The following is a 13,743-nucleotide window of genomic DNA, read 5'->3' on the forward strand; positions in this document are numbered from 1 at the left end:
ATCACTCACCTACTTGTGTAAATACACGGCTTGCAACCGTATCGCCTTGTTCCAAGCCAGATAATACTTCCACATATTCACCATAGGTTTGCCCTAATCGCACTGGATTTAGCAGTCGTTTATCATCAACGATGCGATATACGGCACTCAGTTCTGCTCGGCGAATCACAGCGGCAACAGGAATGAGCATCACCTCACGTTGACCATAATTAAACTCTGTCTTGACCCACATTCCTGGCATCACTTGCCCGGACTTGTTAGTTTGATCTGCACGAGGCAGCTCAAGACGGATTTTGAATGTATGTGATTGAGGGTCGGCATAACTGAATAAGCTGTAATCGATTGGGGTTATTTTATCGCCCGTAGGCATAATGACTTGGAATTGAGCAACATTGGTGACTGCAGGCTGATAGCGCTGCGGAATGGCCGTTTCAACACGCAACTCATTGAATGAGAAACCACTGAGCAGCGCAGTACCCGGAGCCACCGTTTCACCCAGCTCTACATGTCGCTCCGTCACGACACCATCATAAGGGGCGGTAATATTGGTGTATCCAAGTGACTCCTTCGCCTGCACGACCGCGGCTTTTGCCGCCTTGACGGCCGCAGCAGCACTTCGAGCTTGAGCTTCAGCGCCATCCATTTGGTCTTGTGAAATCGCACCTTTAGGAAACAGCAGTCGATAACGCTTTAGTTGAGCTTGAGCTTCACGATTTCGAGCCTCTGCACTGGTTAACTGAGCTTGAGATGCGTCTAAAGAAGCCGATTGCTGAATAGCGCTGATTTCTAATAGCACGTCGCCCTTTTTAACAAAATCGTTAACGTCGACATACACACCAACGACTCGACCAGAGGTTTGAGCCGCAACTGTCCCTTTGTTAACTGGCTGGACAACACCTTCAAATGCAATCTGCTGTGGTATCTGCTCATAGGTCACGATATAACGATCATCAGCATAGCCAACGGCCCAATAACCGCTCGTGATTAAGGCAATACACGCAATCCAAATTCGCCTTTTCATACCCATCCCTCATGTTGATCGTTACGATTCCACTTGCTTATTGAATTCTAGTTAGATTAAACCGTTTGCGTTTGCTGTTGTTTATTATTCTTAATGCAGATCAACAAATTAGTTGCACCAAGCCCAACCATCATTGAGACAAAGAATAGCCATACCTCAATATTACCCAGTGCAAGGCTTGATAGTGCTGGCCCTGGACAGATGCCCACTAATCCCCAACCTAACCCAAAAATCGCAGCACCAGAGATAAGCCGGGTATCAACACTGCGAGTCGTCGCTAAACAGAATTTTTCTGCGTTTATAGGCTGCTGTCTTACTTTAATAACGATGAAATAGGTCGGCATAAAAACGGCTAATGCGCCTCCCATCACAAACATTAAGCTTGGATCCCAAGCACCAGCCACATCCAAAAAACCTACGACTTTGGCTGGATTGGCCATTCCTGAGATAACCATACCCGCACCAAACAAAATACCTGCCACTAACGAGGTTAATCTAAACAACATCTGATTCATTTTGACTCACTTATAGAAGATGAAGGCGCACAAACACAGTAATGGCAGCAACGCCCATGAAGGTACCTGTCGCCGCAATAGAGCGAGTGGATAGTCGACCAACACCACAGATGCCATGGCCACTGGTGCAACCATTTCCTAATCGAGTGCCTACCCCAACTAATAGGCCAGCAAGCGCCAAAACACCGTTATTAAAGTTAAAAGTTTGCGGCACTTGTGCATTTAAAAACCAAACGGCAATAGCACCACCAGTTACCATGCCAAGTGCAAATAACAAACGCCATGCAAAATCACGCGTTTTAGGCGTCATCAATCCCGTTAATACCCCACTTATCCCAGCAATTTTGCCGTTAAACAGCAACATGAGTGAAGTTGATATCCCTAGTAAAACACCACCTAACAACGATTCCCAAGGAATAGAAAACAACATTATTTATCCTTTTAACCTATGACAAATGAACTAATTACAAAAAACGGTCTGCAAACTTTGAATAAGCTGTACAACCCGCGGATCCGATAGCGAATAGAAGACTTGCTGTGACTCCTTTCTTGCTTTGATCATATTTTGCTTACGAAGCACGGTTAAATGTTGCGAAAAGGCTGATTGACTTAACATCGAGCTTTGCTGCAATTCTCCAACGCCCACCTCACCATTAATTAACTGGCAAAGCACCATCAAACGCTCAGGGTGGGCCATCGTTTTAAGCAACTCTGAAACCTCTATCGCATTTGTTTTCATTTGCTCCACATTGACTGATGTGATCTCCATCATTCCCCCTTCGCATTGCATTTAATTAGATAATACTAATGAATGAGCTTTAGTCAACGCTTATTTAGCTTATCCAAAATTAGATAAATTAACATTAGACATTGCTAATCAATAAATTTATAGTGACTTTAATTTACAACGGAGGGTAACAACATGACGATTGAAAATGGGGTAAGAATATTGGCGGGCAGCATGGTACTGCTGTCGATCGTTTTAACTGTGTTTGTCCATTCAAACTTTATTTGGCTAACGGTATTTGTTGGAGTGAACTTAATTCAAAGCGCTTTCACAGGGATTTGTCCAGCGGCCTTTTTCTTGAAAAAGCTTGGCCTGCACTGAGGATTTACTTACCTTACCATGCCGCTTTTGTTTAATTTTACTGGAGTAATTTATGACTAAGATTGTGATTATTGGTGGTGTCGCGGGTGGTGCATCCGCAGCGGCTCGTGCTCGTCGACTCAGCGAAGAAGCTGAAATCATTATGTTTGAGCGGGGCCCCTTCGTTTCATTTGCTAACTGTGGCTTGCCATATCACATCGGCGGTGACATCAAAGAGCGCAGCAATTTGCTGCTACAAACACCGGAAAGCTTTTTAGCGCGTTTTAATGTAGATGTGCGCACTATGAATGAAGTGCTGCGCATTAATCGTGCAGCGAAAACCATCACTGTACGCAATCTGCTGGATCAGTCAGAGTACCAAGAAAGTTATGATTTTTTGCTGCTTTCCCCTGGAGCGGGTCCTATTGTCCCGTCGATTCCTGGGATTCAAAACCCACTGACCCATTCGCTGCGCAACATTCCAGATATGGATAAAATCATCCAGACGCTGCAAATGAATAAACCTGAGCATGCAACTGTCGTCGGCGGTGGTTTTATCGGTTTGGAAATGATGGAAGCGTTCCATCACCTTGGTATCAAAACCACGCTGATCGAAATGGCTGATCAGGTAATGACACCTGTCGATAGTGAAATGGCGGGCTTTGCTCATGCGGAAATTCGCGCTAAAGGCATCGATTTACGTTTAGGTGTTGCCTTGAAATCGGTCGAATATAAACCAGCGACGACGTTACCTAGCACAGAATCGGGTGAAACTCTGGAGCACAAACACATCGAAGGTGAACTGGATCTTGTGCTCAGCAATGGTGAAATACTCACCACTGACATCCTGATTATGGCGATTGGTGTGCGTCCAGAAACCAAACTGGCTGCTGAAGCGGGCTTACAACTCGGTGAACTTGGTGGCATTTGGGTGAACGAACAGATGCAGACCAGCGATCCAGCGATTTACGCCGTCGGCGATGCGATCGAAGAAAAGGATTTTGTTACAGGCAAACAAACGCTGGTTCCACTCGCAGGTCCTGCCAATCGCCAAGGTCGCATGGCAGCTGATAACATGCTTGGTCGTAACGAAACCTATCAAGGAACACAAGGAACCGCAATCTGTAAAATATTCGACTTAGCCGTGGCATCCACAGGCAAAAATGAGAAGCAACTAAAACGTGACGGCGTTGATTACGAAAAAGTGTACGTTCACACAGCCAGCCATGCGAGCTACTATCCGGGCGCTGAAGTGGTGTCGTTCAAAATGCTGTTCGATCCAAAATCAGGCAAAATCTTCGGGGCACAAGCGGTTGGTAAAGATGGCATCGACAAGCGTATCGACGTGATGGCTGTCGCTCAACGTGCAGGTATGACAGTAGAACAACTACAACACTTAGAGCTGACTTACGCGCCACCATACGGCAGCGCGAAAGATGTGATTAACCAAGCAGCTTTTGTCGCGACAAATATAATGAAAGGCGATGCAAAAGCCATCCATTTTGATCAAATCGATTCGCTAAGTGACACGCATATTATTTTGGATGTACGTAATCCAAGTGAACGTGAAAATGGTAATCATCTCAAAGGCGACATCAATATTCCGGTTGACCAACTTCGTCAACGTATGGATGAACTGCCTAAAGACAAAGAGATCATCATTTATTGCCAAGTCGGGTTGCGCGGTAATGTAGCCTACCGCCAACTGGCCAATAATGGCTTTAAAGCACGTAACTTGATTGGTGGGTTCCGTACTTATCTGTTTGCAAAACAATAAAAGATTCAATTGAGTGCTGCTGATGCGGCACTCTTTTTAAGTTAACCGATGTAAACCGCGATTGGCATATTAGTCTGTTCTTCAAGCTCTTTTAATTTCGCCAACAAAGCTGAGTTAATTTGATTGCCAGCGGTCAACATTAAGTTTCCATTGGGTAAGTACAAATCACGCTTAATTTTCATACCCGGTTTCACTTCACTCAAACCAATGCACAATTCTAGGCCATCCTCCAAGTGTTTTAACGAAGTTACTACCATTAAAAAAGCATCCACGACTGTAGGATCATATAAGGTTCCAGCCTGCTCTTTTATATAACTCTGCGCACTTTTGGTATGCATACGACGTGGATTATTTGGTGATGCAATATAGTAGTCATAATCTTTAACCACTTTAATAATACGTGAACACAAAGGTATTTCTTCACCATGTAAATGTCCTGGCTTACCAGTACCGTCATACAACTCATCTTGGTGGCGAATGATCTCAACTAGTGGTTCAAAGCGCTTAATTCGGCCTAAAATCTCGGCACCTAATACAGAATTGGCATTAGGACTCTGAGGAATTGAGGTTTCTGGATCAACAATCAACTTTTCAAGTTCTTTATCTTTCGCGCCGATTAATCCTATTTGGTGCATCAAACCACACAAATAGACATGACTCACTTGGCTTTCAGGTAGTTTTAACCGCTGCGCTACTACCTTCGCTTGGTTAGCAATACGCTCTGCGTGATCGGCTGGGTGTCCCGTTCGATATTGAATGATCGCAGTAACCATACCCAATATGTCTTTAAACGTCTTGTTACGACTTATCAATAAATGTTCTAACTTTTTATTAGATGATTGCAGCTCTAACGTTCTCTCTTTTACCTTCTGCTCTAAATCTTGATTAAATTCAGCCAGCTTACGATTATTGTCTTCCAAGGCTAGATTCACCACTTCGAGCTCGCTATTGCGTTTTTCTAACTCGATAGCCAAATGTTCTCGCTCTTTTGTCAGACGATAAAACTCCGCTGCTTTTGAAACGATCAATTTTAGGTTTTCGTTATCCCATGGTTTGCCAATATAGGTATGAATTCCGCCGGAATTTACTGCCCTGACGGTTGACTGAATATCACTATATCCAGTAAGCAGGATACGAATCGTCTCAGGATATAATTCTTTTGATTTTGCGAGAAAATCGGCACCATCCATCTCTGGCATCCGCATATCAGAGATAATAATAGAGACCTCATGTTGCTCTAAATATTCCAAGGCTTCCTTTCCGCTATTAAAAGAAACTATGTCATAATCTGTACGCAAAACCCTCGTTAGTGATTTTAGAATTTCGCTCTCATCATCTAGCAGCAGAAGGCTAAGTCTATCACCACCAATCGCTATTTTTTGTGCGACATTTTCCATCGTTCCTCCTCCATTCTAGACAAATAACTGACCACGTCGTCTGATGATAATGCCTGACTCACCAAATGCCCCTGGATAATGGAACAGCCCAAGGTTTTCAATTTATCCGCTTGCTCCTGAGTATCAACCCATTCGGCGATCACTCCCATTTCAAGTGATTCAGCACTGTCTATCATTGCCCTCAGAATAACTTCATTGGACGCTGATTTGCCAATTGCTTGAACAAATCGTCCATCAATTTTAAGTACATCGAAAGGCATTTCGCACAGATATTCATAGCCCGCATATCCAGTTCCAAAATCATCCAGTGCACAGCTCAATCCCAACCCTTTCAGTTTACTGAGTTCTTGTTTCGCCTGAATAAAATCCTCAATAAAGTCATGCTCCGTTATCTCTATTGACAAATTATTCAAACCGCAACTGAGCTTTGTAGTTAGCTTAGTCAATAATTCGTAAAATTGCCCATTTATCAACATGTTCCCAGGCACATTAACACTGATATTTCGATCTTTAATTAGTTTCTGATGTTGTTTGATGAACATCAGTACGTCTTCCAATATTTTTTCGGTTAACACTTTAGTTAAACCATACTGTTCAATTATGGGTAAGAAGCTGGCTGGATATTGCCACTCATTCTCAACTGTTTTGCGCCTAGCTAATGCTTCAAATCCACAAACATCACCAGTTACCGTCGACAGTTGAGGCTGATAAAACGCGCAGAAATAGCGTCTATCGATATCGTTTAATACAGAAAATAGCGCCAATAACTCTCGGGATTGAGGATCATTATCGAGCCAGTAAATCGGCAGTTGATGGTGCAAACGCACTCGCGAGCGTTCATTAAGGTCAGCAATAGATATATCATCGACTTGATGCAACGATTTAACATCACAGAGCAAAACCGTGTATCTGGTTTTAATAAGATGTGTGTCGACTTCAACAGGCTGAGAGAGTCGCGAACATAGGCGCATCACAACTTGATAACCTTTGGGGCTGTATGGAATGCACATAAACAGCTTATCTTTGTAGCGATATATGGTTTCCGGCTCTGTATTACCATCACTCAGATGCCACGCTAGCGTTTTAATAAATTGATTACCAAGCGCTCCGCCGTGTTGATGGTTAATTTCATCTAGATTAGCAATATTCACCATAACCAAAGCGTATGAGGAGTCACCATGTTTTTTCAATTCGATAATCTGTTCATCTAACGTACGCCGGTTTTTTAAGTTCGTCAGCACATCACTACCTAGCAATGCTTCACGCTCCAATAAACTCAAACGTATGGTTTCAATCAGCTCCTCTCTATCCCATGGTTTTTGGAGAAAACGATGCAATTTCCCTTCGTTCAAAGCACGAGACAAACCTTTGATGTCAGCTTGACCAGAGAGAATAATGGTTACAACATGAGGATACTTATTGCGAATATTGACGACCAGCTCTGTCCCATCCATATTAGGCATTCGATAATCAGAAATCACAATTTCGATAGGGTGCCGCTCTAAAATAGTCAGAGCCTCAAGGCCGCTACTCGCACAATGAACCACAGAAAAATGCGGTTTGAATTCACGAGTTAAAGCTTTAAGTACCGCTGGCTCATCATCTACAAGCAGAATTTCTTTATATCGAAACATACAATTACCCCAATCCTTTCATCGAATGATGAGGTGCAACATAAAGCGGTAAACGAATATAGACGCAGGTTCCTTGACCTATCGTCGACTGAATTTCAATTTTACCGAGGTGCTCTTCTATGATTTCTTTCGCAACAGATAATCCAAGTCCTGCGCCATCACCGATACGCTTGGTGGTAAAAAAAGGATCAAAAACGTACACTAAATCTTCCGGACAAATGCCTTTACCGTTATCGCATACCGATAGACAGACACTCGATTTATTCTCGATTAATAAGCTGTTTTCCATATACAAGGCGACAGTGACTTCACCATCAGTATGAGAGAATGACTGTAACGCATTGACTAACAAATTAATCAGTACTTGTTGGAGCTTATGGGTTTGCCCTAGAACATAAAATGGTATTTGAGGAGGTTCATAATTTAAGCGTGCTTTCAGCTTCATCTCACCCAACACCATATTAGTTGCAGAGCTAACCACGTCTCTTAAATCGACCATTCCAACTGATAATTTGGACTCGTGATAATAAACATTCAAGCTCGCTACAATGTTTTTAATACGCGAAAGCCCCTCTAAACTTTCCACAATGATAGACTCGCTATCATCAAGTATTTCTGCCAACTGACGGTCGTTGATCTGCTGGATCTCTGGGTGTGCCTTCACTTGGGCAAGATAGGAACTTAACGTGTTGAAATTACTCATCACAAAGCCGAGTGGATTATTGATTTCATGCGCAACACCGGCGGCCAATTTACCTAAAGAAACCCTTTTTGCATCTTGCTCATTTCGTTGAAGATCACTACTACTCTCCCGCATAGACGACAGTAATTTTAAGGCCATCTCAACCAGTAACATGCCTTCTTGGATTTTTTCTAATTCACTTAAGTCAAAAGCATTCAGCGTTGTTCGCGCAAGAAACAGGCTATAGCGCCGCGTCAGTGAGGAGACGGAAAAGGTAACGCCACTTTTCCAAACAGGAAAGTCATTGTGATAGTCTGAGAATTTCCCCGCATCATTGGCTAAATCAGGGAAGTAACTAAACTCCGTATCGGCTAAGGCCGGGTATGTGCCTGACTTCATTGCATCGGTGATTGGGAAACTAGAACGCAGTATCTTGAGCCTCTGCTCAGAATTGTAAGAAAATAGCACGATATGTGTATTAGGGAATAAAGGCTGAACATGAGTAATAAACTGATCTAACTTGTCTTCTTGTGATTGATTTGAAAACATAACTCCTAGCAAAGAAAGTACGACGTAGTGAAATGTTGAGTCCAAGCTGTGTTCTTCTTGAAAGCGTCTATTCTCTTCCTGTTGCTGGGTTTTACTCACATGCATACTCCCTAATCAAATAACGATAATTTTCACTCTATTGCTAGTGTAGCCAATTCGATTGCGTCTATCGGCAACGTAATGATGAATTCAGTACCTTTATTCACTTCGCTATGAACTGCAATGGTGCCTTTATGACCATTGATGATCCCGTACGAAACTGATAAACCTAATCCTGTGCCGGACCCAACCGCTTTGGTGGTAAAGAAGGGTTCAAAGATGCGATCTTTAATCGCATCAGGAATACCGCTTCCCGTATCTTTAATGCGAATTTCAACCTGTTTCTCATTTAACTTAGCTAATGAGATGGTGATGGTGCCTTCTCCGACAATCGCCTGACTTGCATTGACAAGAATATTAAGAAGAACTTGGTTAATCTGCATTGGCTGGCAATACACGTCAGGTACGTTTTCTTGATATATCTTCTCTAAAGTAATGTTGTATTTGATTTCGTTATTGATGATTTTCAGCGTTGATTCGATACAGTTTTCCAAATTTGCATAGCTCCATTCAGAACCATCAACGTGTGAAAACTCTTTCAAATTTTTCACAATGGCCATTACTCGAGATGAACCTTCTAGTGATTCTGAAATCAAATCTGCCGTATCTTCTAAAATAAAATCAATCTGTTTCTCTTGTAGTAATGACTCACACTTTGCCGCTAGAGCGGTATCATTTGCTTGTGAAACCTGCTGTTTTATCCCTTCTAAAACGGCGGCTAGCGTTTGAAAATAGTCACTAAGTGTTTGAATATTGGATGTGATAAAACCCACTGGATTATTGATCTCATGAGCAATGCCTGCCGAAAGCTGCCCAATAGAGGCCATTTTCTCTGATTGCAGTAGTTGTCCTTGAGCATCTTCGAGTTTTTTAATCAACACTTTTTGCGCTTGATGTTCTTGCTCTAATTGATAAGAAATGCGCTTAAGTTCCTGCTGCTGGCTAGCTTGTATCGTTACATCATAGACACATATACAAACATGCTCGATGGCCCCATCTTCACTATGAATAGGGATGATCTCCAAATCTTGATACATCTGATCTTCTTCGCCCGATACAGGGCGGGAGCTTTTAAAGGGCAGTAGATGAGGCTTTTGCTCCCAGCTACTAAAGCTTGAAGTTTCAATCACCAATGCCGTATCAATTTTTCGTTTAAGGTAGTCTGCGGAATGGGGAAATAGTTCAAGTATGTTCTTTCCTTGCATCACATCACCATCAAAAATGACTCGGGATTGGAAATAGTCATTAGCTTTCACGATAATGTAATCCTGTCGTACTATGCACAACGCAAAAGAGAGTTGATCCAGCAGATCAGAAAGCAGTAAGCGGCTTTTTCCCATTCCAAACTCCTACATCAACTCATCGAGGTGAATGAGTACCTTATCCAATTCGTTGTCTGCAAAACAGATGATGGTTTTAGCAGAGAATGACGCTTTTTCGACTAAAAAAGAAATTTCCATAATTAAAGATAGCTTCCACTGAGAAATGGGAAGCGGCTGTGTTGACGGATAAAACAGCACTGGAGACTGAATTTTAGTTTTTATGTCTATTTGCTGACATAGACCCTTTAGACTTGCACCAGATAAAATATTCGAGATATCTAAAATGCTCTCCTCTAGGCTCACTACATCTTGAGCATCACCTGTTGATTGTTTTAGATCGCTCACTATCTGTTCACAGCCTTTTCTGCTCATTAAAGTCACTAACTCACCATCCATGCCACCAAAAAAAGACTGCCGAGTGTAGTAATAATCGGTTTCATAAGATTGCAGTTGCGCTAAATCCTCATCCGTTGCCACTCCAATACTGGGTACAGATATAGTGACGTGCAAATTAAGCAAGGTAGCCAGTTTATTTGCTGCTCTGCCCATTGAGATATTCATAAATTCTTGCAGGGCGTCTTTATGGTCTTCTGAAAGTGCCATTGTCATAATAGTCCTACCTCGTGCAATGTTTGTTTTAGCTGTGCTGGGTCAAGTGGTTTTTGCAAAAAGGTGACTGCACCGAGTTCTCTTACGCGCTGCTGAGCAAAAGGTTGAATATCGGCACTAATGACAATGACAATGCTTTTAGCATCAACGCTGTGCAGATATTCTAGGACTTGGAAGCCATCCATTTCTGGCATGGTCAAATCTAAAAACATCACTTCAGCGCACCCATTTTGGTAATTGACTAGGGCTTCTTTGCCATTTTGGGCTTCGCTGATTTCTACATCCCACTCTTCAGGAATCGCCCTCATTACCGCTTTTCTCGACATCTTTGAATCGTCTGCTATTGTAATTTTAATTGCCATGCTCGCTCCCTCTAATCAAAAAAAGTAATTATATAATTACTCAATAAATATGGGTTTTAGCTCAACTAATACGCTTGCAATGGAACTTGGTACACCATCAATCAGTGTTTGGTAGCTCTCATTTCCCCTACATGCTTCTATGCGATTTGCAAGCCCCACAATACTTCCAAGTACAACAGATTTGTCATCTGAAAAAAAATCACTCTTACTTTGATTAAGAACGATCTCTCCAATCTCTGAACCGTATCCCCATATCATCAGCATGTATGCCGTTACTATGTAGTAATCAGCATATTCTTGTTGAAGCTCTAAGAAAGAATCAACATTATGGATATCAGCGCCTTCCTCCATCAAAATCAATTTTCCGATTGCGGTAAGCAAGCTTGAGACAAACACCCGATCTTTATCTTGTAGGGAGTACCCCAAGTTTTTAGCCAGTAAACGGGATATATAGCTCACCCTCAGCGCCTGTTCTGAAATATCTTGGTGGGCCTTTTTTGAAACTAAGCTGTTAGCGTGATGGCTCAATAACGATATGGCGATACTCTCCACTAAAGTCGCGCCTAAACGTCCAACAGCTTCCGATAGTGAATCAGTGGTTCGACGAAAACCCAAGTAAGAAGAATTGGCAATTTGAAACACTCGTGCGACTAATACAGGCTCATGGCTAATGGTGTCTGCGATCGATTGAAGATCACAAGTAGGAGAGGCAATCGTTTGTTGTAAACGGTGTATCGAATTGGGTAATACCGGAAGATCTTTCAAACTTCCGAGTTTAGTTCGGCACTCATTGTTAAACGGCATTTGATAAAGACGTTCGGTACATTCAAATAAGCGTTCAAAGTCCTCTTGTGTGAATGGCTTAGGCAGAACGAAGTGGGAATACGCATGCGCTTTTTGAGGCAGATTTTCCTGCGTATTACCAGTTAAAAGAGCTCTCACTACTTGCGGGTAAGTCTGCTTTACCTCTTCTAACAGCTCATCGCCACATTTATGCGGCATGAGTAAATCTGAAATGATAATGGCTGGTGGTTGGCAATTATGCTTATTCCATTCTGACAACCAATTTAGCGGCTCCGAAACCAGTATGATTTCCCATTCTGGACGAATACGCCTGATCAAACGAGCAATGGCTTTAAGCATAAAAACATCATCATCTATGCACATGACCTTCAAATGTACTTTTTCCATTTGATTCTCACTTAGCTTCATTGTTTTATTTATTCATATATTGGTTGATTTCGTCCAACAACAACTTACTTTGATCATTGATAGAACTGATTGAAAACTCGGTGTCTTGAGTAACATTGGTTAGATTATCAGTTGCGGCTTCAAGTTTCTGGAATTCAAATGCTAATACATCCGCTCCGACAAACCGAGATGACGATTTCATCGTGTGTGAAATGTGATGAATCACCTCAACTTGGTTGCCACAAAACGCATTGCTAAGTTTATTCAAAGCTTCCAATAGGCTTGTTCGATAGCCGCACAGCATCTCATTCACATTCTCTTCACCCACCATGTCCGCCACCCTATCTGGTGAAAAATACTGCAATCCGTCCATAAAGTGCACCCATGAGCCAAAAAAGTTGATATATGCATCCTGACTTCTAATCCAAAGCGTTAGTACTAGTGTAGACCATATTGCTTAAGTGCTAACAAAAAAGAGCGAGTGAAGTGTGTGTATTAGCTTAATGCTGCATTGGTAACATCTTAAGAAATAAAGCAATTTCTACCTTGATGCTTTGCTTGGTACAAGGCTTCGTCGGCCAGATTGTAAATATTAGCGATAGACTCAGTGCCATTCGGCGTTAACGAGATGACACCTTGAGATAAGGTGACATGATCGGCAATTTCGCTGTATTGATGAGGATAGTGTGCTTTAATCATTGATTGTTGGATTCGCTCAGCGGCAATCAGTGCTTGTTCATAATTGGCATTGCCCAGCAGCACTAAAAACTCTTCACCGCCATATCGCCCTACATACTCACCAGTACGCACAAATAACTGATTCACCGTTTGCGCAATGGTAATCAAGCAGTTATCTCCTTCTATATGGCCGTAGTTATCGTTAAACCGTTTGAAATAGTCCACATCGATTAAAATGAGGCTCATTGGAAATTTGTGCCGCCCATGCCAACTGATCATCTCTTTAAGCTTGTCATCTATAAATCGACGGTTAAAGACTTGCGTTAAGCCATCTTCATTTGCTTGCTGCTGCAAAACACGATTTAGCTCTTCAAGTTTAACCGTTGCGCGTTTAAGCTCTCGACGCATACTTGCAATACGCTGCATGGCTAATAATTTGGAGTTGAGTACCAGTTTATCGACTGGCTTGGTTAAGTAATCATCACCGCCTGCCTCTATCGCTTGCGCGATCATCGACGGTTCATCATGCCCACTTAAAAAGATAATAGGTACCCATTCATGGTATTGCTGACGTATTTTTTTCGACAATTCAAAACCATTCATGCCGGGCATCGAAATATCCATCAGAATCAGTTCTGGATCAAATTGGCAATAGCTATCCAATGCCGCTTGTCCACTGGCAACCGCCTCCACGTGATGACCGAGCTGCTTAAGACGAATGGTGAGTTGCATTCGATCCAGTTGTACGTCATCGACCAGTAAGATCCTCATAGAAGAGCCCGAACTTACCATCTGTAACCCCTTTAAATTTCAATCATAT

General features: G+C 42.4%; 15 protein-coding genes. 2 read left to right on the plus strand and 13 right to left on the minus strand.

Annotation, left to right across the window (positions count from 1 at the left end; translation table 11 throughout):
• Position 1 precedes the first annotated feature (1 nt).
• The 4 genes from AACQ75_RS08755 to AACQ75_RS08770 are packed head-to-tail and all read right to left on the minus strand — an operon-like array spanning position 2 to position 2,326.
• Positions 2-1,021: an efflux RND transporter periplasmic adaptor subunit gene (locus AACQ75_RS08755; RefSeq protein WP_411848012.1), complete on the minus strand. Its 1,020-nt coding sequence runs from the start codon at positions 1,019-1,021 to the stop codon at positions 2-4.
• 56 nt (positions 1,022-1,077) lie between these two features.
• Entirely contained in the window at positions 1,078-1,536 is a 459-nt protein-coding gene (locus AACQ75_RS08760; RefSeq protein ID WP_170888494.1) for a YeeE/YedE family protein, read from the minus strand.
• Positions 1,537-1,546: 10 nt separating this feature from the next.
• A complete protein-coding gene (locus AACQ75_RS08765; protein WP_013867869.1) occupies positions 1,547-1,966 on the minus strand; it encodes a YeeE/YedE family protein in 420 nt (139 codons plus the stop codon).
• A gap of 30 nt (positions 1,967-1,996) precedes the next feature.
• Entirely contained in the window at positions 1,997-2,326 is a 330-nt protein-coding gene (locus AACQ75_RS08770; protein WP_013867870.1) for an ArsR/SmtB family transcription factor, read from the minus strand.
• Positions 2,327-2,458: 132 nt separating this feature from the next.
• Between AACQ75_RS08770 and AACQ75_RS08775 the strand changes: the two genes are divergently transcribed.
• Entirely contained in the window at positions 2,459-2,644 is a 186-nt protein-coding gene (locus AACQ75_RS08775) for a YgaP family membrane protein (protein WP_017042380.1), read from the plus strand.
• A gap of 52 nt (positions 2,645-2,696) precedes the next feature.
• Complete coding sequence (locus AACQ75_RS08780; protein WP_170888495.1) at positions 2,697-4,400, plus strand: FAD-dependent oxidoreductase; 1,704 nt, start codon at positions 2,697-2,699, stop codon at positions 4,398-4,400.
• 41 nt (positions 4,401-4,441) lie between these two features.
• On the opposite strand, the gene AACQ75_RS08785 is transcribed toward AACQ75_RS08780, so the two are convergent.
• From AACQ75_RS08785 to AACQ75_RS08825, 9 genes are all read right to left on the minus strand, one after another.
• A complete protein-coding gene (locus AACQ75_RS08785) occupies positions 4,442-5,797 on the minus strand; it encodes an HD domain-containing phosphohydrolase (RefSeq protein WP_013867873.1) in 1,356 nt (451 codons plus the stop codon).
• A complete protein-coding gene (locus AACQ75_RS08790) occupies positions 5,773-7,431 on the minus strand; it encodes an EAL domain-containing response regulator (RefSeq protein ID WP_170888496.1) in 1,659 nt (552 codons plus the stop codon). Before AACQ75_RS08790 ends, AACQ75_RS08785 begins: the two co-directional genes overlap by 25 nt.
• Before the next feature lie 4 nt (positions 7,432-7,435).
• Positions 7,436-8,767 carry a sensor histidine kinase gene (locus AACQ75_RS08795; RefSeq protein WP_170888497.1) on the minus strand — a complete coding sequence of 444 codons (1,332 nt, stop codon included), beginning with the start codon at positions 8,765-8,767 and terminating at the stop codon, positions 7,436-7,438.
• A 26-nt stretch (positions 8,768-8,793) separates the two neighbouring features.
• Positions 8,794-10,101, minus strand: coding sequence for a sensor histidine kinase (locus AACQ75_RS08800; RefSeq protein ID WP_170888498.1), 1,308 nt, complete (start codon positions 10,099-10,101; stop codon positions 8,794-8,796).
• 9 nt (positions 10,102-10,110) lie between these two features.
• Positions 10,111-10,692 carry a chemotaxis protein CheC gene (locus AACQ75_RS08805; protein WP_013867877.1) on the minus strand — a complete coding sequence of 194 codons (582 nt, stop codon included), beginning with the start codon at positions 10,690-10,692 and terminating at the stop codon, positions 10,111-10,113.
• A complete protein-coding gene (locus tag AACQ75_RS08810) occupies positions 10,689-11,054 on the minus strand; it encodes a response regulator (RefSeq protein ID WP_013867878.1) in 366 nt (121 codons plus the stop codon). Before AACQ75_RS08810 ends, AACQ75_RS08805 begins: the two co-directional genes overlap by 4 nt.
• A 36-nt stretch (positions 11,055-11,090) precedes the next feature.
• Positions 11,091-12,266 carry an HDOD domain-containing protein gene (locus AACQ75_RS08815; RefSeq protein ID WP_170888499.1) on the minus strand — a complete coding sequence of 392 codons (1,176 nt, stop codon included), beginning with the start codon at positions 12,264-12,266 and terminating at the stop codon, positions 11,091-11,093.
• 4 nt (positions 12,267-12,270) lie between these two features.
• Positions 12,271-12,576: an Hpt domain-containing protein gene (locus tag AACQ75_RS08820; protein WP_017048759.1), complete on the minus strand. Its 306-nt coding sequence runs from the start codon at positions 12,574-12,576 to the stop codon at positions 12,271-12,273.
• A gap of 191 nt (positions 12,577-12,767) precedes the next feature.
• A complete protein-coding gene (locus AACQ75_RS08825) occupies positions 12,768-13,715 on the minus strand; it encodes a diguanylate cyclase domain-containing protein (protein WP_170888500.1) in 948 nt (315 codons plus the stop codon).
• Positions 13,716-13,743 lie beyond the last annotated feature (28 nt).

The sequence above is a fragment of the Vibrio sp. B1-2 genome, assembly GCF_963888445.1.
GTDB classification, from domain to species: domain Bacteria; phylum Pseudomonadota; class Gammaproteobacteria; order Enterobacterales; family Vibrionaceae; genus Vibrio; species Vibrio anguillarum.

What these genes read in the sequence shown, in the direction of transcription:
- AACQ75_RS08775 (WP_017042380.1), top strand. Translation starts at nt 2,459, where the DNA reads ATGACGATTGAAAATGGGGTAAGAATATTGGCGGGCAGCATGGTACTG.
- AACQ75_RS08765 (WP_013867869.1), bottom strand. Translation starts at nt 1,966, where the DNA reads ATGTTGTTTTCTATTCCTTGGGAATCGTTGTTAGGTGGTGTTTTACTA.
- AACQ75_RS08785 (WP_013867873.1), bottom strand. Translation starts at nt 5,797, where the DNA reads ATGGAAAATGTCGCACAAAAAATAGCGATTGGTGGTGATAGACTTAGC.
- AACQ75_RS08790 (WP_170888496.1), bottom strand. Translation starts at nt 7,431, where the DNA reads ATGTTTCGATATAAAGAAATTCTGCTTGTAGATGATGAGCCAGCGGTA.
- AACQ75_RS08770 (WP_013867870.1), bottom strand. Translation starts at nt 2,326, where the DNA reads ATGCAATGCGAAGGGGGAATGATGGAGATCACATCAGTCAATGTGGAG.
- AACQ75_RS08800 (WP_170888498.1), bottom strand. Translation starts at nt 10,101, where the DNA reads ATGGGAAAAAGCCGCTTACTGCTTTCTGATCTGCTGGATCAACTCTCT.
- AACQ75_RS08825 (WP_170888500.1), bottom strand. Translation starts at nt 13,715, where the DNA reads ATGGTAAGTTCGGGCTCTTCTATGAGGATCTTACTGGTCGATGACGTA.
- AACQ75_RS08810 (WP_013867878.1), bottom strand. Translation starts at nt 11,054, where the DNA reads ATGGCAATTAAAATTACAATAGCAGACGATTCAAAGATGTCGAGAAAA.
- AACQ75_RS08805 (WP_013867877.1), bottom strand. Translation starts at nt 10,692, where the DNA reads ATGACAATGGCACTTTCAGAAGACCATAAAGACGCCCTGCAAGAATTT.
- AACQ75_RS08795 (WP_170888497.1), bottom strand. Translation starts at nt 8,767, where the DNA reads ATGCATGTGAGTAAAACCCAGCAACAGGAAGAGAATAGACGCTTTCAA.
- AACQ75_RS08760 (WP_170888494.1), bottom strand. Translation starts at nt 1,536, where the DNA reads ATGAATCAGATGTTGTTTAGATTAACCTCGTTAGTGGCAGGTATTTTG.
- AACQ75_RS08780 (WP_170888495.1), top strand. Translation starts at nt 2,697, where the DNA reads ATGACTAAGATTGTGATTATTGGTGGTGTCGCGGGTGGTGCATCCGCA.
- AACQ75_RS08820 (WP_017048759.1), bottom strand. Translation starts at nt 12,576, where the DNA reads ATGGTGGGTGAAGAGAATGTGAATGAGATGCTGTGCGGCTATCGAACA.
- AACQ75_RS08815 (WP_170888499.1), bottom strand. Translation starts at nt 12,266, where the DNA reads ATGAAGCTAAGTGAGAATCAAATGGAAAAAGTACATTTGAAGGTCATG.
- AACQ75_RS08755 (WP_411848012.1), bottom strand. Translation starts at nt 1,021, where the DNA reads ATGAAAAGGCGAATTTGGATTGCGTGTATTGCCTTAATCACGAGCGGT.